This is a genomic window from Microcoleus sp. A6-C6, assembly GCF_036705955.1.
Taxonomy (GTDB): domain Bacteria; phylum Cyanobacteriota; class Cyanobacteriia; order Cyanobacteriales; family Microcoleaceae; genus Microcoleus.
Genome location: NZ_JAUBVR010000087.1, coordinates 1 through 20,821 on the forward strand (window position 1 = coordinate 1; position 20,821 = coordinate 20,821).

22 protein-coding genes and 1 pseudogene are annotated in these 20,821 nt (G+C 45.1%); 10 read left to right on the forward strand and 13 right to left on the reverse strand.

Annotated features, from left to right (window positions below; genetic code table 11):
• Positions 1-62: 62 nt before the first annotated feature.
• Positions 63-368, forward strand: coding sequence for a leucine-rich repeat domain-containing protein (locus tag QUB52_RS24960; protein ID WP_332975145.1), 306 nt, complete (start codon positions 63-65; stop codon positions 366-368).
• A gap of 111 nt (positions 369-479) precedes the next feature.
• On the opposite strand, the gene QUB52_RS24965 is transcribed toward QUB52_RS24960, so the two are convergent.
• On the reverse strand, positions 480-851 hold the full coding sequence (locus QUB52_RS24965; protein ID WP_332975143.1) for a DUF2237 family protein: 372 nt from the start codon (positions 849-851) through the stop codon (positions 480-482).
• 52 nt (positions 852-903) lie between these two features.
• Positions 904-1,365, reverse strand: a complete 462-nt coding sequence (locus QUB52_RS24970; RefSeq protein WP_332975142.1) for a GNAT family N-acetyltransferase — start codon at positions 1,363-1,365, stop codon at positions 904-906.
• Positions 1,366-1,712: 347 nt separating this feature from the next.
• Here QUB52_RS24970 and QUB52_RS24975 point away from each other — a divergent pair, with 347 nt between their 5' ends.
• From QUB52_RS24975 to QUB52_RS24995, 5 genes are all read left to right on the forward strand, one after another.
• The gene (locus QUB52_RS24975; RefSeq protein WP_332975141.1) at positions 1,713-2,273 is read left to right on the forward strand and encodes a TetR/AcrR family transcriptional regulator; all 561 of its coding nucleotides are present in this window, start codon (positions 1,713-1,715) and stop codon (positions 2,271-2,273) included.
• 7 nt (positions 2,274-2,280) lie between these two features.
• Entirely contained in the window at positions 2,281-3,786 is a 1,506-nt protein-coding gene (locus QUB52_RS24980; RefSeq protein ID WP_332975140.1) for an efflux RND transporter periplasmic adaptor subunit, read from the forward strand.
• 34 nt (positions 3,787-3,820) lie between these two features.
• Complete coding sequence (locus QUB52_RS24985) at positions 3,821-4,459, forward strand: Vat family streptogramin A O-acetyltransferase (protein ID WP_332975139.1); 639 nt, start codon at positions 3,821-3,823, stop codon at positions 4,457-4,459.
• 118 nt (positions 4,460-4,577) lie between these two features.
• The gene (devC, locus tag QUB52_RS24990; protein ID WP_265235691.1) at positions 4,578-5,732 is read left to right on the forward strand and encodes an ABC transporter permease DevC; all 1,155 of its coding nucleotides are present in this window, start codon (positions 4,578-4,580) and stop codon (positions 5,730-5,732) included.
• A gap of 94 nt (positions 5,733-5,826) precedes the next feature.
• The gene (locus QUB52_RS24995) at positions 5,827-6,564 is read left to right on the forward strand and encodes a DevA family ABC transporter ATP-binding protein (RefSeq protein ID WP_332969821.1); all 738 of its coding nucleotides are present in this window, start codon (positions 5,827-5,829) and stop codon (positions 6,562-6,564) included.
• Here the strand turns inward: QUB52_RS24995 and QUB52_RS25000 are convergent, their stop codons facing one another.
• Positions 6,565-7,806 (reverse strand): methionine gamma-lyase family protein, encoded by a 1,242-nt coding sequence (locus QUB52_RS25000; protein ID WP_332975138.1) that lies wholly within the window; start codon positions 7,804-7,806, stop codon positions 6,565-6,567.
• 81 nt (positions 7,807-7,887) lie between these two features.
• Here QUB52_RS25000 and QUB52_RS25005 point away from each other — a divergent pair, with 81 nt between their 5' ends.
• The 3 genes from QUB52_RS25005 (at position 7,888) to QUB52_RS25015 (ending at position 10,116) form a co-directional block, all read left to right on the forward strand.
• Positions 7,888-8,700: an acyl-CoA desaturase gene (locus QUB52_RS25005; protein ID WP_332975137.1), complete on the forward strand. Its 813-nt coding sequence runs from the start codon at positions 7,888-7,890 to the stop codon at positions 8,698-8,700.
• Positions 8,701-8,897: 197 nt separating this feature from the next.
• Positions 8,898-9,155, forward strand: coding sequence for a hypothetical protein (locus QUB52_RS25010; protein ID WP_332975135.1), 258 nt, complete (start codon positions 8,898-8,900; stop codon positions 9,153-9,155).
• 139 nt (positions 9,156-9,294) lie between these two features.
• Positions 9,295-10,116 carry an acyl-CoA desaturase gene (locus QUB52_RS25015; RefSeq protein ID WP_332975134.1) on the forward strand — a complete coding sequence of 274 codons (822 nt, stop codon included), beginning with the start codon at positions 9,295-9,297 and terminating at the stop codon, positions 10,114-10,116.
• A gap of 298 nt (positions 10,117-10,414) precedes the next feature.
• Here the strand turns inward: QUB52_RS25015 and QUB52_RS25020 are convergent, their stop codons facing one another.
• The 5 genes from QUB52_RS25020 to QUB52_RS25040 all read right to left on the reverse strand — a co-directional run bounded on the left by QUB52_RS25020 (position 10,415) and on the right by QUB52_RS25040 (position 15,759).
• Positions 10,415-11,260 carry an ABC transporter permease gene (locus QUB52_RS25020; RefSeq protein ID WP_332975133.1) on the reverse strand — a complete coding sequence of 282 codons (846 nt, stop codon included), beginning with the start codon at positions 11,258-11,260 and terminating at the stop codon, positions 10,415-10,417.
• 104 nt (positions 11,261-11,364) lie between these two features.
• A complete protein-coding gene (locus tag QUB52_RS25025; RefSeq protein ID WP_332975132.1) occupies positions 11,365-12,276 on the reverse strand; it encodes an ABC transporter permease in 912 nt (303 codons plus the stop codon).
• A gap of 153 nt (positions 12,277-12,429) precedes the next feature.
• Positions 12,430-13,560, reverse strand: a complete 1,131-nt coding sequence (locus QUB52_RS25030; protein WP_332969818.1) for an ABC transporter substrate-binding protein — start codon at positions 13,558-13,560, stop codon at positions 12,430-12,432.
• Between the two features lie 186 nt (positions 13,561-13,746).
• Complete coding sequence (locus QUB52_RS25035; RefSeq protein WP_265235699.1) at positions 13,747-14,877, reverse strand: ABC transporter ATP-binding protein; 1,131 nt, start codon at positions 14,875-14,877, stop codon at positions 13,747-13,749.
• A gap of 312 nt (positions 14,878-15,189) precedes the next feature.
• Positions 15,190-15,759: a DUF4340 domain-containing protein gene (locus QUB52_RS25040; protein WP_265235729.1), complete on the reverse strand. Its 570-nt coding sequence runs from the start codon at positions 15,757-15,759 to the stop codon at positions 15,190-15,192.
• Positions 15,760-15,784: 25 nt separating this feature from the next.
• On the opposite strand from QUB52_RS25040, the gene QUB52_RS25045 reads away from it, so the two are divergent.
• Complete coding sequence (locus tag QUB52_RS25045) at positions 15,785-16,036, forward strand: hypothetical protein (RefSeq protein ID WP_332976298.1); 252 nt, start codon at positions 15,785-15,787, stop codon at positions 16,034-16,036.
• A gap of 6 nt (positions 16,037-16,042) precedes the next feature.
• Here QUB52_RS25045 and QUB52_RS25050 read toward each other — a convergent pair whose 3' ends face one another.
• The 5 genes and pseudogenes from QUB52_RS25050 to QUB52_RS25070 form a co-directional block, all read right to left on the reverse strand.
• Positions 16,043-16,228 (reverse strand): hypothetical protein, encoded by a 186-nt coding sequence (locus QUB52_RS25050; protein WP_332975130.1) that lies wholly within the window; start codon positions 16,226-16,228, stop codon positions 16,043-16,045.
• An 83-nt stretch (positions 16,229-16,311) separates the two neighbouring features.
• Positions 16,312-18,402 (reverse strand): GldG family protein, encoded by a 2,091-nt coding sequence (locus QUB52_RS25055; RefSeq protein WP_332975129.1) that lies wholly within the window; start codon positions 18,400-18,402, stop codon positions 16,312-16,314.
• A 44-nt stretch (positions 18,403-18,446) separates the two neighbouring features.
• The gene (locus QUB52_RS25060) at positions 18,447-19,352 is read right to left on the reverse strand and encodes an Rpn family recombination-promoting nuclease/putative transposase (RefSeq protein ID WP_265235703.1); all 906 of its coding nucleotides are present in this window, start codon (positions 19,350-19,352) and stop codon (positions 18,447-18,449) included.
• A 209-nt stretch (positions 19,353-19,561) separates the two neighbouring features.
• Positions 19,562-20,353, reverse strand: a complete 792-nt coding sequence (locus QUB52_RS25065) for an ABC transporter permease (protein ID WP_265235704.1) — start codon at positions 20,351-20,353, stop codon at positions 19,562-19,564.
• 48 nt (positions 20,354-20,401) lie between these two features.
• Positions 20,402-20,821: pseudogene (locus QUB52_RS25070) on the reverse strand (ATP-binding cassette domain-containing protein); the annotation flags it as partial.

Consider the following 20,821-nt stretch of genomic DNA (forward strand, 5'->3'; position numbering starts at 1 on the left):
ATCTTTATTTGGCAATTTTACTAGCTTTTTCATTTTAACCCTTTTTTGGCATACTCGCCAAAGTGAGATGCACCCCTGATCTCGACCTCGGCGGCAATAAAATCAGCGACATCAAACCGCTAGAATCCTTAACTAACTTGACTCGGCTCCTACTCTACAACAATCAAATTAGCGACATCAAACCGCTAGAATCCTTGACTAACCTGACTGAGCTAGACCTCGATAACAATAAAATCAGCGACATCAAACCGCTAGAATCTTTGACTAAACTGACTGAGATTCCCCTCAGTGGAAATCCGATCGCCCCTAAAACCTGCCCTCTAAAGCCAGAGTCTATCTGTAAGTGGGAACCACCAACTCAACCATAAAACTTTACAATGACGCCCGATCGCACTTAAATATTTGAGTTACGAAGAATAAATTTGCTATTCATCAGAAAAAGACGATCGCCCTTATGGACTAAAAGCGATCGCACATTCCTACAAATCAGCAGCGTGTTCCTTCAATTCGTCCAAAGAAACGTATTCCAAAGTTAAAACGTGAGTCGCTGACAAAACCACGCGCGGCGCACATCCAGCATCCATTGCTTCCTTCCAACGAGAAGCGCACAAACACCAACAATCTCCAGGCTTCAAACCTGGGAAATTAAATGCGGGTACGGGAGTGCTCAAATCATTTCCGTTGGATTTGGTGAATTGCAAAAAGTCTTCTGTCAGTTGAGCACAAACGGTGTGAGCTCCAAAATCACCGCCACCAGTATTGCATTTGCCGTCCCGATAATACCCCGTCATGGGCGACGTGCAGCAAGTCTCTAACTTTCCGCCCAGAACATTTGTAGCTTCCGTCACCATCGCAACTCCTCCGCAAAACTCTTCGATCTAATTTTACACAAAAGGTGGTTTTTTATATATTTTTTTCCATAACAAAGTTGATGAATTTTTGTTCTCTGCGTTCTACTTCTTGCTTTCTCATCACAATAAATCCCTGGCTTTCAAAAAAAGCTCTAGCTGTAATGCTGGCTTCGGCAAATAACTTTTTAAGTCCTAAGTCTTGGGCTTTTGACTCAATTCGTGTTAAAATTAGCTTGCCAACTCCTTGTCTTTGAAAGTCTTTGTGACAGTAAAAGCGATCGATATGGCCGTTGGTTTCTAATTCTCCAAAACCTGCGATTGTATCGCCTTCTTCTGCTACAAAAGTAAATTTACTGCTTAAGCTTTGCATCCAAATTTCAATGTCGGTGTCTGCCGGTGTCCAAGCATTTACTTGGGCTGTTGTGTAATCGCGGATATTGACTTCGTGCACGGTGTCATAGAACAGTTTGACAATTTTTTCGGTGTCGCTGATTTCGTAGGTTCGGATTTTCATAATCATTCAGGTGCTAATTCCCAGGATTGGCGGGTTTTTTAGGAATATTGATTGCGGTGTTTGGGATTTTGTACTCAATCCGCCCCGACAAATCGACTCTAAAAATAATTTTACTGCACCCCTTGACAAGCTCCGCTAGTCTGTGCAAGATTAATTATAACAACTGTTCGATATACCTTATTTTTCCAAGCTCAGCCACCAAAAGCCTGTTTTGTAGTCGGTTATACTATATCGGATGTTCGATATAGAAATATTTAGTCGATCGCCCTTAAATCTCCGATCACCTAGGATCTGGAATCAAACATCAGAAGATAGATCGACCTATGCCAAAGATTGTTGACCACGAATTGTACCGCAAAGAACTACTTAACAAAAGTTTTGAGCTCTTTGCCGAAAAAGGCTATTCATCAGTCACAATGCGCGAAATTGCCTTAGCAATCGGAGTTTCTACAGGTACGCTTTACCACTATTTTTCTAGCAAAGAAACTCTGTTCGAGCAGTTAATTGAATACTTGAGCTATGAAGATACCAAAGAAGAAGCGCTGGCAGAATTGGGAAATCCGCCAACCCTAGGAGAAAGGATTCAAGAAATCATGGATTATATTGGGGAAAATGAAGATTACCTTACTAAAAATTTTTTGATTACATTTGATTTTTGTCAACACAAAACGCGCCATGAAATTGAGAATAATCAGGCACTCCAGCAAGCGGGAAAGCGTTATGAAGAGGCAGTTTGTTGCTACTTGGGTATTTCCGATCCAGCAATTGCTATATTTATTATCAACTATGTTGACGGATTACTGGCAAGAAGATTTTATCAAGGTGAAAGGATATCTTTTGCGGAACAAGCGAATTTATTAAAAGAAATGCTACTAGCTTATTTAGAAAAAAAACAACCGCAAATATAGGAGGAATATGAATTTTCAATATTTCATCAAGCCTAAAAATAAATTGGTAATGGGATTAGTAATTGCTGGCGCTGCTATTAGTGTTGGTACAAGTATTTACGGCATTTCTCAGTTTGGATTTTTAGCTAAAAATGCTGAACCTTTACCCGTAGAAACGCCGCCACCCAGGAAAATCACGGCATTAGGAAGATTGGAACCGCTGGGGGAAGTGATTCGCTTGGGAGTGTCGCAGACGTTGGATGGCGATCGCATTGCGAAGCTTTTAGTCAAAGAGGGCGATCGCGTGAAAGCAGGGCAGTTGATCGCGATTTTGGATGCGGGCGATCGGCTAAAATCTGCTTTAGACGAAGCCAAAGAAAAAGTCAAAGTTGCTGAAGCCAGTTTAGCCAAGGTAAAAGCAGGCGCCAAGTCGGGAGAACTTGCAGCACAATCTGCCACAATTGGCAAGCTAAAAGCGGAATTGCAAGGAAATCAAGCGGCGCAACAAGCAACAGTCGATCGCATCCAAGCGCAATCGCGAGGTGAAAGAACCGCACAACAAGCAACTATCAGCAGAATCACCGCACAATGGCAAGGAGAAAGGAAAGCACAAACAGCAACAATTAGCAGAATAACTGCACAGTGGCAAGGAGAAAAAACAGCACAAACAGCCGCAATTAACAAATTAAAAGCCGAGTCTAATAATGCAGAAACCGAATATCTGCGGCACAAACAACTCGTTGACGAAGGCGCAATTTCTAAATCCGTAATGGACACCAAACGGCTGACGTTAGAAACAAGTCGCCAGCAAGTTAAAGAAGCCGAAGCAAATCTCAGCCGCATCAACAATACGGCAAAACAACAGCTTGAAGAAGCCGAAGCAAATCTTGCCCGAATTAACAGTACAGGAATTCAGCAACTTAATGAAGCCGAGGCAAATCTTGCCCGAATTAACAGTACAGGAATTCAGCAACTTAACGAAGCCGAAGCAAATCTCGATCGCATTAAAAATAGTGGTAGCGAACAAGGGAAAGAAGCCCAAGCAACTCTCGAAAGAATAGGCGAAGTTCGGCCCGTAGATATCCAAGTAGCGCAAACCGAAATCAACAGTGCAATTGCCCAAGTCAAGCGCGCCCAAACCGAATTAAATCAAGCTTACATCCGCACTCCGAACCCCGGAAAAATCCTAAAAATTCACACTCGCCCAGGGGAAAAAATTAGCGATGACGGGATTGCAGACGTGGGAGAAACTGAGCAAATGGTAGTCGTCGCCGAAGTTTACCAAACCGACATCAGCAAAATTAAGGTTGGACAAAAAGCAGCCGTTACCAGCCAAGCATTTTCAGGAGAATTGCCGGGAACAGTTAAAGAAATTGGGTTGAAAGTTAGTAAGCAAAACGTGTTTAGTAACCAGCCGGGAGAAAACTTGGACAGCCGAGTTGTGGAAGTTAAAATTCACTTAAATCCTGAAGCTAGCAAACAAGTTTCAGAATTGACAAATTTGCAGGTAATGGTAGCAATTCAGAAGGACTAAAGTCCTCACTACGAACCTTTAATAATTGAAAGTTATGACAGAATTTGGGCCTAATCCAAACCGACCTTATCCGATGGTAGACCAGCGCCGGGTTTGCTTTATCAAAAACTTTGTTAAATCGCCCAATATTATTGTCGGCGATTACTCATATTATGACGATCCGATCGATCCTGATAACTTCGAGAGAAACGTACTTTACCATTACGGGAGTGAGAAATTAATTATTGGTAAATTTTGTGCGATCGCCACCAACGTCAAATTTATCATGAACGGTGCAAATCACAAACTTGACGGCATTTCTACCTATCCATTTCCTATTTTTGGTAACGGCTGGGAAACGGCGATGAATTTATTAATCGAACTGCCAAGTAAAGGCGATACTGTCATCGGCAATGATGTTTGGATCGGTTATGAGTCGGTGATTATGCCGGGAGTCAAAATCGGCGATGGTGCAATTATTGCTGCTAAATCTGTTGTGGTAAAAGATATTCCCGCTTACACGGTTGTTGGTGGAAATCCCGCAGGTTCAATCAAGCAGCGTTTTAGCGCTGATGAGGTTGCACAACTGTTACAAATTCGCTGGTGGGATTGGGAGATTGATAAGATTTCACGCAATATTAACTTAATTATGCAATCTGATATTCCAGCGCTGATTAAGGCTGATCAGACTTAGGCACTCGCCCACAAAAAAACCGGGTTTTTTACCGACATTAAAGGCTGCGATGCGATATTTTTGTAAAAAACCTAGTTTCTGCCGACCGGATTATTCCAATTACCAATTCCCGAAATTTATGTTTCGCAAAACACCCCTTGCTTGGTTGCAAGTAACGAGAGAAAAAACTCGTCTTGCGGTTGCTATCGCCGGAATTGCCTTTGCAGATATTCTGATTTTTGTGCAATTAGGATTTCAAGATGCACTCTTCGATTCTGCTGTTAAGCCGCACGAAAGTTTACAGACAGATTTAGTTTTAATTAATCCTCAATTTGAAACTTTTGCTGCGGTAAAACAGTTCAACAGAGAGCGACTTTATCAAGCACAAGGAGTTGCAGGAGTCAAGTCCGTAAGTTCATTATATATTGGAATGGGACAGTGGCGAAATCCCACAAACCGCACTACGCGAGGGATTTTGATTTTTGGGATTGATCCGGGAAGCACTACATTTAATTTGCCGGATGTCAATCAAAAGCTAGCTAAAATTCAAATGTTCAATCATGTGTTGTTTGACCAAGCTTCTCGACCTGAATATGGCGAAATTGCCAATATTTTCAACAAAGAATCTACCCTCGAAACCGAACTAAACAAACGCAATATTCAAGTAGGAGGAGTCTTTACTCTTGGTACTTCTTTCGTGGCTGACGGTAATGTGATTGCTAGCGATTCTACATTCATGAATTTATTTCCCGATCGCAAACCGGATGAAATTGATGTGGGTTTAATTCAGTTGCAGCCTGGGGCTGATATTGTCAAAGTTCAGTCAATGTTGAAAGCTATATTGCCGGATGATGTCAAAGTTCTGACTTTAGCAGAATTTGCGGAAATTGAAAAGGCTTACTGGGGAAACGCCACCCCGATCGGCTTTATTTTCGGATTCGGTACAATCATCGGATTCATTGTTGGTCTGATTATTGTTTACCAAATTCTTTATTCGGATGTTTCGGATCACTTGGCTGAGTACGCGACTTTAAAAGCTATGGGATATAGCGATCGCTATTTAGTCGGAGTTTTAGTTCAGGAAGCTTTGTTATTAGCTGTTTTGGGCTTTATACCGGGAATTGTTTTGGCTAACGGATTGTATTCTTTGGCTCAATCTGCTACATTGCTACCGATTTCGATGACTGCAAATCGAGCGACTGTTGTGTTGGGTTTGACGATTGTGATGTGTACTGGTTCTGGGGCGCTGGCTTTGCGAAAATTGCAATCAGCCGATCCGGCAGATATTTTCTAGAACAAAACTCGGCGGTTGAAACCGATCCTACACAAACAAAGTCTGCCTCCGCCGACTGAAGAATAAGCGGTAAAATAAATCACCAAAAATCACTATGCAAACCCTAAATTCTCCCGCAAATTTCGATAAAAATATCATAAATAAACCAGTAATTTCAGTCAAAAATCTCAACCATTATTTCGGTCAAAGTTCCCTCAAAAAACAGGCTTTATTTGACATTAATCTCGATATTAACCCCGGTGAAATAGTAATTATGACGGGGCCCTCTGGTTCGGGGAAAACGACTTTATTGACGATGCTAGGCGGTCTGCGTTCGGCTCAAGAAGGGAGTCTCAATATTCTGGGGGAAGAAATACGCGGCGCTAGTAAGAATCAGTTAACTAAGTTGAGAAAGCAAATTGGTTATATTTTTCAAGCGCATAACTTGATGACGTTTTTGACGGCTAAGCAAAATGTGCGGATGTCTTTGGAATTACATAAGGAAATGCTGAATCAGAATATGGATGCTTTGTCAATATCAATGTTGGAAGCTGTGGGTTTGACCGATCGCGTTAATTATTACCCTGAAAATTTGTCGGGAGGACAAAAACAAAGGGTGGCGATCGCCCGCGCGTTAGTCAGTCGCCCTAAAATAGTTTTAGCGGATGAACCTACGGCGGCTTTAGATAAACAATCCGGGCGAGATGTGGTGGAGATCATGCAGACACTAGCAAAGGAACAAGGCTGCACGATTTTGCTAGTGACGCACGACAACCGTATTCTCGATATTGCCGATCGAATTATCTACATGGAAGACGGTCGATTAGTCACAAATTTAGCCGATCGACCTTAATCACATCTTCACGCTTGCCGGCCCTACAGCCTCGATCGCAGCTTCGAGGGCGATCGACACATGAGTCCAATGAGTTCCCCCTTGACAAAAAGCCACGTAAGGTTCCCGCAGAGGCCCATCAGCCGAAAACTCCGAGGTACTCCCATCAATAAAAGTACCTCCAGCCATCACCAATTGACTCTCGTACCCCGGCATCGGCGCCGGCACCGGATCTAAATACGAGCCGACTGGAGAATTTTGCTGAACCGCCCTACAAAAAGCAATTAACTTATCAGCAGAACCGAATTCGATCGCCTGAATCACATCTCTGCGCCTCGCCAAAGGAATCGGATTCACCCGATAACCCAACTTATAAAAAACATAAGCCGTCAAATGATTGCCCTTGATCGCCTCTCCTACGAAGCCAGGGGCCATGAACAAACCCTGAAACAGCAAGCGATTCAAATCAAAAGTTGCGCCCCCGCTGCTGCCGATTCCCGGCGCTGTCAAGCGACAAGTTGCCGCTTCTACCAAATCGGCGCGGCCGGCGACGTAACCACCCGCAGGGACGATCGTACCCCCCGGATTTTTGATCAAAGAACCAGCCATCAGATCCGCACCCACAGCAGTAGGTTCGCAATCCTCAACAAACTCGCCGTAACAATTATCCACAAAGCAAATTGTGTTAGGATTCTGATGTTTGACTAGATCGATGATTTTTTTGATCTCTGAAATAGACAGACTCGATCGCCAAGAATAACCGCAAGAGCGCTGGATAAAAACCAGGCGAGTCTTTGCTGAAATAGTAGAGCTCAGTGCCTGCCAATCCAAATTTCCTTCGCGAGTTAGAGGCAACTCACGGTAACTAATGCCAAACTCAATCAGTGAACCTTGACCTTGCCCCCGCAAGCCGATCACTTCTTCTAAAGTATCGTAGGGAGAACCAGCCACTGCCAACATTTCATCACCAGGACGCAGGATGCCAAAAAGAGCACAGGCGATCGCGTGAGTACCCGAAACAAACTGTACCCGCACAGCCGCCGCCTCTGCCCCTACCACCGCGGCAAACACCCTGTCCAAAGTTTCCCGACCCAAATCGTCGTGGCCGTAACCCGTAACCCCTGCAAAATGCTGGACTCCAACCCGGTGGCTGCGAAAAGCTTTTAAGACTCGTTGAAGATTTTGCTTGACTGTCGCGTCAATACCAGAAAAAATCTGAAAGAGTGCCTGTTCTGCTTCCTGTAGCCGTGAAACGCTATTCATCTACAACCTCGCTCACCATTTGCGTGCGCGCCGTTGATTATCGCGTAAATACGGCCTCTAGTTTGTAAACATAATATATTCATGACGATCGCAACTTCCAAAAAAACTTCTCCTGATTGGCCTGTCATAGGCTTTATGGCCTTTCTGCACATCGGCGCTTTATTTGCTTTGCTGCCGGGTAATTTTAGCTGGTCTGCTGTCGGCTTAGCAGTATTCCTGCACTGGGTAACAGGTGGTTTAGGGATTACTCTCGGATTTCACCGTCTCGTTACGCACCGCAGTTTTCAAACACCGAAATGGCTAGAGTATTTTCTAGTTATTTGCGGCACCCTGTCCTGTGAAGGCGGCCCCATCGACTGGGTAGGAATGCACCGATTACACCACATACATTCTGACACCGAAGAAGATCCCCACGATTCCAATCAAGGCTTTTGGTGGAGCCACATGGGTTGGATGATCTCAGATCTGCCGATGAGAGTTCAAATCCCCCGCTTTACAAAAGACATTGGCGATGACCCAGTATACAAGTTTCTCCAAGCATATTTTATACCCATCCAAGTTGTCTTAGGCGTGTTGCTTTATTTATTAGGCGGCTGGTCTTTCGTGGTTTGGGGCGTGTTTATGCGGATCGTAGTGGTGTTCCACTGCACTTGGCTGGTTAACAGCGCTACCCACAAATTTGGCTACCGCACCTACGAATCGGGCGATCGCTCGACCAATTGCTGGTGGGTTGCTGTCCTCACCTACGGTGAAGGCTGGCACAACAATCACCACGCCTTTCAATACTCTGCTCGCCACGGTCTCCAATGGTGGGAAATCGACATCACATGGATGACTATTCAACTGCTACAATCGCTGGGTTTGGCAACCAAAGTGAAATTAGCAGAAAAATAGGGCGATCCGCGCTTAGTCATTGGTTGTCGGTCATCGGTTTTGGATTAATGGCTCGTTACCGCCCAAAAAATAGGTACCGTGCTCCGACGCTAGCTTAGGGTAGATCGGAAAATTTTAGACGATAGTTCAAGCTGCGATGATTCAATGCTGCAAGTAAATCTAAAATCTAAAATCTAAAATCTAAAATCGACTGACCAATGCCTAATGCTGTTTTGGCGATCGGGTCAGGTGGCGTTGAACACAGATTGAATCATCTGGCGCGATCGACCCAACCAACACCACAATCAGTTATAATAGAGTTAGGAACAAAAAATTTTGTTTTGCAGCCAAAATTTTTAATTTCACAATTAAATCGTAAATCTTTTTCGATCCTCATCCAAAATCTAGGGGAGCATCTTTTGAAAAAAGCATTTTTTACAAAGCGTGCTGTCGGGAACTTCTCACAGCATTATTAAATGCAAAACACAGATCCTCCCAAATCTATCATTCATTCTCGATCGGTTTGGGCAAGCGTGCACCAAAACAGTTCGCGACTCAATCCAAACTCTTATACGTGAATTCCAGTCTGCATCTGATCAGAAATTAACAAAAAGAATGACAATAGCAACACAAGAAAAACTCCAATACAATTGGAAGCACGTTATTAGTTTAGCAGGGCTGCATATCGGAGCTTTGTTCGCATTGCTACCGAGTAACTTCAACTGGACAGCAGTTGGTTTAACAGTATTCATGCACTGGATCACCGGCGGTTTAGGAATCACTCTCGGATGGCACCGCCTCCTCACCCACCGCAGCTTTCAGACACCAAAATTCGTAGAATACTTTCTAGCATTTTGCGGAGCCCTGGCCTGTCAAGGAGGCATAATTGATTGGGTTGGGTTACACCGTTTACACCATACCCACTCTGACCAAAATGCGATCGACCCTCACAACGCCCAGAATGGTTTTTGGTGGAGTCACATCGGGTGGATGCTGTATAAAGGCCCCGCCCACGCTGAAATTGCTCGCTGCACAAAAGACATTTCCAGCGATCCGTTTTACCAATTTTTGCAAAACTACTTTCTCCCCATGCAAATCGTCTTTGGCGTGTTGCTTTACTTAGCAGCAGGCTGGCCCTTTGTAGTTTGGGTAATTTTTGCCCGCTTAATTTTGGTGTATCACTGCACTTGGTTTGTGAACAGTGCAACTCACAAATTTGGCTACCGCACCTACGAAACCAAAGATAGTTCTACTAACTGTTGGTGGGTTGCGGTTTTGACTTACGGCGAAGGCTGGCACAACAACCACCACGCTTATCAATACTCTGCCCGTCACGGTATGAAATGGTGGGAAATTGACTTTACTTGGATGACAATTCAAGTCATGGAAGCACTCGGTTTGGCTAGTAAGGTGAAATTACCACCAGCACAATCTTAGCCATTCAGTCCTCGACTAAACCTACAAAACCCGGTTTCTCAAAGATACCGGGTTTTTTAATTAACTTCTTGCCTCAATCTTTGATTGATAGTTCAACCGCAGTTTGTAGGGTGTGCACTGCGCACCGGTTGACTTAGTGTCCCACACCCCCAGCGGTTGAGTTGGTGCTTTTCGACGCACGCTATAAGATTTGCCGGTGCGCATTGCGCACCCTACAAGATAGAATGACTAATGACTAATGACTAATGACTAATGACTACTGACTAATGACTACTGACTAATGACTAATGACTAATGACTAATGAGACCGTTTTTGGTCGCTGCGGCCGCGCAAATATTCTGCTAAAAATGCCAATCCTCCCGAACCTACTATCAACAGCACGCTGAGAGCATTAATATCAGGTTTCACCCCAGTCCGAATCCGGCTAAAAATTTCCATCGGCAGAGTTGTAGTCCCGCTACCTGCGGTGAAACTCGCAATCAAAAAATCGTCCATGCTGAGGACAAAAGACAGCAGACAACCAGAAACAATGCCGGGTAATAATTGAGGTAACAAAACCTGAATAAAAGCCTCAACTGGTGTTGCACCCAAATCTAAGGCAGCTTCTTCTAAATAGGGGTTTAAATCCGCCAATCTAGTAGAAACAGCTAGGGCGATGTAAGCCAGACAAAACACAACGTGGGCGGCGACAATTGTCCACAAACTCAGAGGAATAGCGAGGGCTGCTAAAAATACCAGAGTGGCAACCGCGCTGGCAATGTCTGGAATAATAATCGGTAAGTAGGAAACTCCTTGATATAAACTTTTGCCGGGAAAGCGGTAGCGGGCTAAACCAACGGCCATTAAAGTTCCGAGTACAGCCGAGATTGCAACTGCACAAACAGCGACTGTTAAACTGTTTCTGAGGGCAATTAATATCCGCGTATCGCTAAATAATTTAACGTACCAATCTAAGGTAAATCCTTCCCAGCCGGCGCTAAAACGCGATTTGTTAAAGCTGTAAAATGTGAGTACCAAAATGGGAAGGTACATATAAAAAAACATCAAAACGGCAAAAATTGCTTGCCAAGAAATTTTAAATTTAGGTTTTAAGTACATATCGGGTGGTATTTCCTCCTGTGGATTGTCGGCGGTATTTTCCATATCTCGTTAATCGGGAATTGGTAATTAGTGATTGGTAATTGGGAATTGGAACGGTCAACAGTCAACAGTCAACAGTCAACAGTCAACAGTCAACAGTCAACTGACTAAACTGCATTACGATCGCCATATTTGAGCAAAAGGGCAATTCCGATACTCACTGCAAAAATTAATACCATACTCAGAGCCGATCCTAGCCCCCAATTTTGAGTTGCTCCCAAAAACTGATTGTAGATTAAACGAGCCGCCGTCATGCTGGAAGCTCCACCGAGCAACTCTGGATCGACAAAATCGCCCAAACAGCTAATAAATACTAGCAAAGAGCCCGCTGCAATCCCCGGCATCGTTTGAGGTACTGTCACTTGCCAGAAAGTTTCTATCGGATTCGCGCCCAAATCTTGAGATGCTTCTAACAATCTGCGATCGAGCTTTTCCAAAGAAGCGTAGAGAATTGTTACGATATAAGGCAAATAGCTGTAAGCCATGCCGATTAAAACTGCGGAACTTTGATTTAGCAATTCTAGAGGAGGGATGCCGACAAGTGACAGCAGCGAGTTGAGAACGCCCGTAGGACGCAGAATTGTAATCCAAGCATACGATCGCAACAGCGAAGAAGTCCACAGCGGCAACACAAAGCCCAACAATGTTAAATTCCGCCACTTGGGGGAGACATTGAGGGCTATCCAGTAAGCGACGGGAAATCCCAGCAATAAACACAGAATAGTCGTTCCCGTGGCGAAAAAGAGCGATCGACCCATCACCTGCAAATTCAGCGGCTCAAACACTCGCAGGTAGTTGGCGATTCCCGAAGGATTCACCAAATCTCCCGGCTTAATATTTGGCACCAAACTAAGCTGAAAAATCACCAGAGTTGGTATTACTAATAATAAAACCAGAAACAAGCCAGAAGGGCCGAGCAATGCCAGCGGCCCAGCCCACTTAGACCACGGGGGAAGTGTTTCAGGCTTCGAGGGAGCATTGGGAGGAATAGGAGGGGGAGCTTTGGTGGAAACAGCCATAAATCAATTTTTTTTGAGTTTTTAACCGCAGATTAACGCAGATTAACGCGGATATAATATGGATCGAGTGGGCGATCGACTATGGGGGCGGATTGATGTAAAAATTGGGTAAAAGTCAGAGATTGCGCGTAAAATCCGCCCTACAGGTGACGATCAGCCGCTGGTTAACTTAGTCCAATAGCGATCGTACACTTCCATAAATTTGCCTACCGGAGCAACACCTTCGCAATTTCTTAAAACAGCTTCCGAGGGGAAAAGAATTTCGTTTTCGCGGACTTCCGGCGTTAACAAACTAAAAGCATCTTCCGAAGGAGTTGAAAAACTGAGCCGTTCGACTAAAGAAGCAGCAACATCCGGTTGCAGCATAAAGTTAATCCATTTGTAAGCTGCTTCGGAATTGGGAGCACCTTTCGGAATTACCAAAGTATCAGTCCACAGAGAAGAACCGCTTTTTGGCACGACATATTTCAATTTATCGTTGTCGGGAATTACTTCATTAGCATCAGAAGAATAACACATAGCTACCTTCAAATCCCCCGTCAACATTTGCGGCCGCCAAGCGTCTGTTGTGAAAGATGCGATCGCAGGTTTGAGTTCCACCAACTTTTCGTAAGCTTGTTTAACTTGCTCTGGGTTCGTAGAATTCAGAGAATAGCCCAGCATCCGCAACGCAGCGCCCATGACTTCTCGAACATCGCTGGCTAGCGTCATTCGCCTTGCTAACTCTTTTTTGTGCTCCCACAAATAGCCCCAATCTTCAGGAGCTTCTTTGAGTTGTTCGCTGTTGTAAATTAAGCCTGTCGTTCCCCAACTCAAAGGCACGCTGTAGCGGTTTCCTGGGTCATAGACAGGGTTTTGGAACTGTTTTTTTAGGCGATCAAGTCCGCCCAAAATCGAGTGGTCTAATGGAGTCAACAGCCCCAGTTCCGTCATTTGAACCACCATGTAGTCAGACGGGTAAATGATGCTGTAGGCGCGGCCACCGCCGGCTTGAACTCTAGCCAGCATCTCTTCGTTGGAGCTAAACACGTCGGCGATGACGCGAATGCCGGTTTTTTCGGCAAAGCGATCGAGCAAAGCTTTATCGGTATAGCCTGCCCAAGTATAGATAAAAAGTTGGTCAGCAGCACCTTTGACGGGAGGAGCAGATTGTACGTCTGCAAGTCGCCAGCCACAACTCGAAAGAGCTAACCCTGAGATTGTCGCCGCCGAATTTTTTAGGAACTGACGGCGTGTCGAATTAGCCGGGAAAATCCTGGAAATTGGTAGATTTGTCGGAGGCACAGTTTGATTTTAGATTTTAGATTTTAGATTTTAGATTGGGGCATTGGGCATTGGGCATTGGGCGAAGCGAAGCGGAGGGATTGGGCATTGGGCATTGGTAATTGGAATTGGAATTGGGAATTCTCCCCCTCTCCCCCTCTCCCATTCTCCCCCTCTCCCAATCTCCCTCTCTCCCCCTCTCCCCCGTTAGGATCGATCGCCCAAAGCCAGACAATCAGTAGTCCCCCAGTAAGCATAAATCGGCGTGTGCGGGTCTGGGAAAGAGCCGCCGGTATTTGGCTGTCGCACAGTAATTTGATCGCCCGACGGTAACTCAACCACGTAATGAACGTGGGTGCCCATGTACATAGTATTTTTGAGCCGCCCTTCAAAACAGTTGACCGACACTTCCGGCTGGTAGAGATTCAAATATACTTTTTCGGGCCGGACGCTGACTACTACAGAGTCGCCGGTGACACCACTCCACATATCCGACTGCTGAACGATTATTTTCAGATTGGCTGATGTGCGAACTGTGAGAGTCGATCGGTCGATCGACTCCACCGTACCAGAAAACAAATTCGTATCACCAATAAAATCCGCCACAAAAGCCGTCTGCGGGCACTCATAAATTTCCTCTGGAGAGCCAATTTGCTCAATCCTGCCCTCGTGCATCACCGCAATCCGGTCAGAAAGACTCATCGCCTCTTCTTGGTCGTGAGTCACCATCACAAAAGTCAAACCCAACTCTTGATGCAAATTCGACAATTCCAACTGCATCTGCTTACGCAACTTCAAATCCAGAGCACCCAGGGGTTCATCCAGCAGTAGAACCGCCGGTCGATTTACCAGAGCTCTCGCCAAAGCCACCCGCTGCTGCTGGCCGCCCGACATTTGACCCGGAAACCTGTTGGCGAAAGATTCCATTTTCACCAATTGCAAAGCTTCCCGTACCCGTTCTTCTACTTCCGATTTCCCCAGCTTTTTAATCCGCAATCCAAAAGCAATATTGTCCCAGACATTCATGTGTCCGAACAGGGCGTAGCTTTGAAACACAGTATTTACCGGACGGCGGTAAGCTGGAGTATTAGTCATCGACTGGCCGCGAATCATCAATTCGCCCGCCGAGGGAGTCTCGAAACCAGCGATTAAACGCAGCGTGGTAGTCTTACCGCAGCCGGAGGGACCGAGAATGCTAAAAAATTCTCCTTGACGAATGCTAAGGTCAACTCCGCGAACTGCGGTTTCGCCGTTAAATACCTTAAAGACCTTGCGGAGTTCAACGTCAAGCGCTGTATCCGTTGCTGTCGTACCTTGGTTGAGTGCTGTCTGAAACATATTCGCCCTTTCCTGGGGTTAATGCACGCCGTTTGAATCCAGTTTAACTTTAGACTTTTCTGTATTTTAGGCGAGGAATGTTAGGAAGTCACAGGTTTTAGAATTTGTTCTTTAAATTCTATCTCAGGTTGCTCCTGCGCCCTACCGAATGTCTTGCGTCCTGCACCTGATACCATAGCCAAGATTGCCAAAGTCCTTTTAAGCAAATTTTCGGACGGGCTAGAAGCCCATCCCACAAGAAAAAAAAATTTTCGGACGGGCTAGAAGCCCATCCTAAGTATTTTTGCAATTCAAGTCTCATCGACCTGACATCTATTGATTCTCAGGACTTGGTGTGGGAGATGGTGAGGGTGTTTGCGGCTTCTCTGGTTTGGGCGCTTCTGCTTTTTTCCACTCTGACAAAGGTCGCTGGACGGCATTTTTAAAGTCAAAAGGCACTAGCAGCACTGGTAAAGTTTGGGCTAAATTTTGAGGGGGCGCTTCCGCCGGATTGGCTTGGGCGTACAAGAAGCGGCCAGTAAAGTCTGTTTTGCCTAAAACTAGGCGATGAGTTTCCTGGTTGTCCAGCTTGACTGTGACTGTAGCTTGGGGTTTATCTAGACCGAATTCTGGCAGTTGAGCGGCGGTAATATCAATTGTACGATCGCTCTTTCCTGTTGCCAGCCTGTCCAGCAAAAAATCCACCGATGCCTGACTCGCGTGTGCTTGCACTGGCAATTTCATTTCCCAGCTAGAGTTACCTCCTTTCGTTGCATAAACTCGCTCAAAAGTCAAGATTTTTTCAGGAGTTTTGACTGTAAAGAATTGTACGCGATCGGACTTAAAAGTAAAAATTTTCTGTTTCTCTTCCTTAGCCGCTTCCTGTTTCGGAGACACTTGCATCTCGTACAAAGAAACGAACCCAATCATGCTTAGCGCGACGGCTATCAATATGAATGTATTTTTCTGCAATTTCATAAGTAGAAGGAAGAAGGAAGAAGGAAGAAGGAAGAAGGAAGAAGAAGGAAGAAGGAAGAGGGAAGAGGGAAGAAGGAAGAAGGAAGAAGAAGGAAGAGGGAAGAGGGAAGAAGGAAGAAGGAAGAAGGAAGAAGGAAGAAGGAAGAAGGAAGAAGATATACACAGACAGCTTTTTAGCGCTCCATATTTTACGCTTAATTAAGTGGATTTACTTAATAACGGGTAATTGGGAATTGGGAATTGGGAATTGGGAATGGGTATAAAAACAAGAAATAGGCAAAAGGGATAATCTTATTTTTGTCCTTCTTCCCTCTTCCTTCTTCCTTCTTCCTTCTAACGGGGAATTGAGAATTGGGAATTGGGAATTGGGAATTAGGAATGGGTATAAAAACAAGAAATAGGCAAAAGGGATAATCTTATTTTTGTCCTTCTTCCCTCTTCCTTCTTCCCTCTTCCTTCTTCCTTATTCCTTCGTAATTATCTTCTCTTCCACCAGATAGCGCCACCAATTGCCAGTCCGAGTAAAGGCCAAATTAGCCAAGCTAAAACCAGCAATCCTACTTGGACGACAGTCATGTTAATCCGGCGGTTGGTAGCTTTTTTCGGACTAATAGAAAAGCTCTGTTGGTCTGGTTTACTCAACCAACTGACCGAGTTGAGAAACACGTCGCTATTGAGTTGTTGGTCGAACCAACCGTTGGTAATAAATTGAGATGTACCTATGACTACCATTCTCGCTGTTTTTTTAGGAATTGAAGGTACAGAAGGAGTTGCTATTGGACTGGGAGATGCTGTGGCTGTTGGTGTGGCTGTTGGTGTGGGCGAACTTCCGGGAGATATTGTGGCTGTTGGTGTTGGTGTTGGCAAACTTTCCGGGTCTTGTGTCGGAGATGCTGTGGGTATTGGCGAAATCGTCGGTAATGCTGGAGGCGTAGCTTCTTGGGAAACAATCACTGAGTAGCTGATGGGGGAAGCTACGGGCGAAGTTGTTGGCGATGGCGAAGTTGTCGGCGATGGCGAAGTTGTTGGCGATGGCGAAGTTGTCGGCGATGGCGAAGTTGTCGGCGATGGCGAAGTTGTTGGCGATGGCGAAGTTGTTGGCGATGGCGAAGTTGTTGGCGATGGTGATGTTGTTGGCGAAGTTGTTGGCGATGGTGAAGTTGTTGGCGATGGCGAAGTTTTCGGCGATGGTGATGTTGTCGGCGATGGTGATGTTGTTGGCGAAGTTGTCGGGGATGCTTGGGGTGAAGGCGTGACGGGTGTTGGTGAGGGTGAGCGGTTTAAGGGAGTGGTGTCAGAACCCGATCGCACTAAAGCCACACCTAATAATAACGGGCCTTGTCGATCGGTCTTCTGATCGAACTCCAATTTCTTAGTCGTCAAATCGCTTTCGGCCCAACTTTCCTCACTCGTCCAAATCAGCGGTTTTTCCTCTATCCCTTCTACTGTCGAGATTTCCAAAGCACGCGCAAACGGATAAAATGAAATACCGTTGCCAAAACTTTGAGTAATCGGATGTTCGCCGTAGCGCCTAACTGTGGGAACCGTGACGCCGAGCCCGAATCTTTTACCATTATCGGAATAATCGATAGCCAAACGGGTGTCTAGTTTTACGCCCCATTCTTGCAGAAATTTGTCCAATCCCGTATTAATTGCCGGGTCTACCATTAGCAATAAACTGCCGCCGCGATCGAGATAAGCTTTTAGTGCTTTAATTTCTGTATCTACAAACGGTTTTTCCAACCCAGCAATAATTAAAGCATCTGCATCTTCCGGGACTTCTTTACGTTCGGTAAAATTCAGAGTTTGGGCTTTATAATACTTGTCTTTCAGAGCTTTTTCAGCTTGCTGAATTCCGCCTTGACCTTCTTTCAGCGGGCGTTCTCCTTTACCTTGCAAAAAGTATACTGTAGGAGTACGAGTGCTCAGAATTTCTTCTAAGCCATTGGTAAGTTTGATCTCCGAAAGACCTTGATTCGGGTCGCTACCAAAAGCCGTACCACCTTTTTGCAGCACCTGTTTTTTGTCACCAGATTGCAAGTAAACTTCTCCGATGCTGGTAATGCTAAATTCCCGGATTTTTCCGGGTTGAGTCTGGGGGTCAACAAACTCATATTGAAACTTTTCGCCTCCCTCGCGTTTGTAGGTTTGTAGTAATTCTTTAATTTGGGGGTTTTGGATGGGGTCAAACACCCAAACTTTGACTGGTTGTTGCAGGTTTCGCAATATTTGTTGAGTCTGGGGGGCGAGAGTAAATTGTTGGCTTTCGGTTAAGTCGATGCGGACGGGATAGCGAAATGCTATGAAGTTAATTACTCCCAGAATCACAAAGACGGCGATGGTAGCAATCAGGGCGTTGGTACTCGCTTGAGTGGAACGTCGCCCCCAAAAGCCTTGTTCGTTAGTCAAATATAGCAGCCAAAGTGCGATCGTCACTATTCCGGCAATCACTAGACCAACTGTGAGGGGTTCCCACGCTGCGGATACAAGTCTTGCTGTTAACCCGGCTGCGGTGAGGATGGGGCCCAGCCAAAAAACGTATTTCCAATTTGTTTTGCTAATTTTCATAACGTAAATATTATGTGACCAAATTCCGGTTAGAGAATGTTATTCTATATCCTATTAGCCTGCTGCAACCAGGCTGTCAAATCTGACAGACTGTTGAAATCCAGGACGGCATCTCCTAATTCTTCTAATTCCTGTACGCCTAATTGACGAATGCTGTTTTCTGTTTCCGGTTGTATTGTGCCTAAACGCCGCACGATTTGACGCAATATTAACGACTGTTGAGCGGTTTTTGTCACCTGTTCTTTTGCTAAATCTAGGGCAATCCGCTGGTCTTGAATCCACTCTTCTTCGTTCTGCAATTCATTTAATTCTTCCTGACTAAAGTTGTCCTCGCTGGCAATTCTAAAAGCTTTGTGTATTTCGGGAACTGCACTGAGTGTTTCTGGTACTGTCTCCAGGCTGCTGGTATTTTTGAGAAAGTAAATCCATTGGTCGGCTGCTGTTTCTAATTGTGCTAATTCTTTGCTAAATTTTGGCAATTCGACAAATACTAATTCTATTTCAGTATCTGGACTCTCAAACTTTTTATCTTTTTCTTTGAAAACAAACGTCGTCATAAATTCTGGCTGATTTTCCAACATTTCAAAGTCGGCAATTTTCAAGGAAATTACTGTTTTTAGTCTTTCATAGCGTTCTTCTCCTGTTAATTGCAGGCTGTAGGTTTTGGCAGCATTGTACAACACTCTGTTCTCGAAGGAAGGCACGTTGAGCAGTTGGATTTCAATGAGGGCTATTCTGCCGCAGTTAATAGTGGCTTTGACATCTAGGTGTGTGTCTGGGACTCCGAAAGTTTGATTTCCAGGTGGGGAGTCGATTATTTCTAAGTCTTCGATGACTGGCTGTGCTTCATAAAGGATGGCGTTTAAAAAATTAATTAGGATATCTTTGCTGTCGCAGGAACCGAATATTTTTTTGAACGCACAGTCGATTTTTGGATTGATAAATCTCATTGTTTTAAGCAATTAGTGGAATAACTAACATTAATTGGAAATGGGGCATTGGGCATTGGGCATTGGGCATTGGGAATGGGGCATTGGGCGAAGCGAAGCGGAGGGATTGGGCATTGGGCATTGGTGGTGTCTTCTTTAATGTGCAACTCTCCAAATCTCCTATTTTTCCACTCTTTCCTCTTTATTCCCCGAAGCCTTGCCTGATGCTTTTAAGAACGCTGATATCGCAGCGCATCGATGGATTGGGCGGTGAGAAATACTCCCAGAATGGTGTAACTGGCCAACATAATTAAACTGCTGGTATCAAAAACTCCCTTGACAAGATTAGTATAATTTGTGAGGAGTGACAACTGTCCTAATGCTGATCCGAAGGGACCGCCGATACTGACGGCGGCTGCATCGATTACCCACAGAAATAATACTAGAGCGAAGGTGAGAATGGCTGATAAAATTGTGCTGTCTGTGAGGGAGGAAATAAACATTCCGAGGGATAATACTGCGGCTGCTAGTAAGATTAAGCCGCCGTGTCCTAGTAGGAGGACACCGGCGGGTACGGGTGGGGTTGAGGAACTGAGGGCGATCGCCTCGCAGAACAGCAGGGGCAACAACATTGTGGTATAAAATGTTAAAACGCCGAGGAGTTTGCCCGTAGCAACTGCCCAGTTTGTTAAGGGCGATGTGGCTAAAAGTTCTAGGGTTCCGCGTTTGCGTTCTTCTGCGTAAAGTCCCATTGATAGTGCGGGTAGCACGAACAGTGAAAGGGAACCCATGATTCGTAGAAATAGTTGCAGAAATTCGTAGGCTACATCGATGGGAGGTTCAGTAATTCCTGCTTGGTCTCGCTGGCTGATTTGGGGAATTAAGCCGTCGGGGGCGAGAAGAATGGCGATTAAAAAGTAGCCGGTGATCAGCCAAAAGACGGCGGCGATGGCGTATGCTAATGGCGATGCAAAATAGCTTTGCAGTTCTTTGCGATAAATGGCGATGATATTACTAATCATTACTAACCTGGGAATTGGGGATTTGGGATTGAGTAGTTGGTAATTGGTTCATTCTGTTTTGTCGGCGGGTGGGTGTGGTTCGCTGTCGTTGGTATTTTGGGGATTTGTTTCTATTTGTCGCTTTCTGGTAAGGGGTGGTGGTTCTGGTTGAGAATCGCTAGTCGGTTGTGGCTTTTTTTTAATTGGCCGATTTTTTACAACTGGTTGGGATTCTGGTTGAGAATGTTCGATCGACTTTGGTGTATCTAAAATCAGTTCGGGTTCTGGTTGAGAAGGATCGATCGACTCTACCATTTGAACAATGAGCAGATTTTCGACAATCGGTTCTGGTTGAGAAGGCTCGATCGACTTTGGTGTATCTAAAATCAGTTCGGGTTCTGGTTGAGAAGGTTCGATCGACTCTACCATTTGAACAATGAGCAGATTTTCGACAATCGGTTCTGGTTGAGAAGGCTCGATCGACTTTGG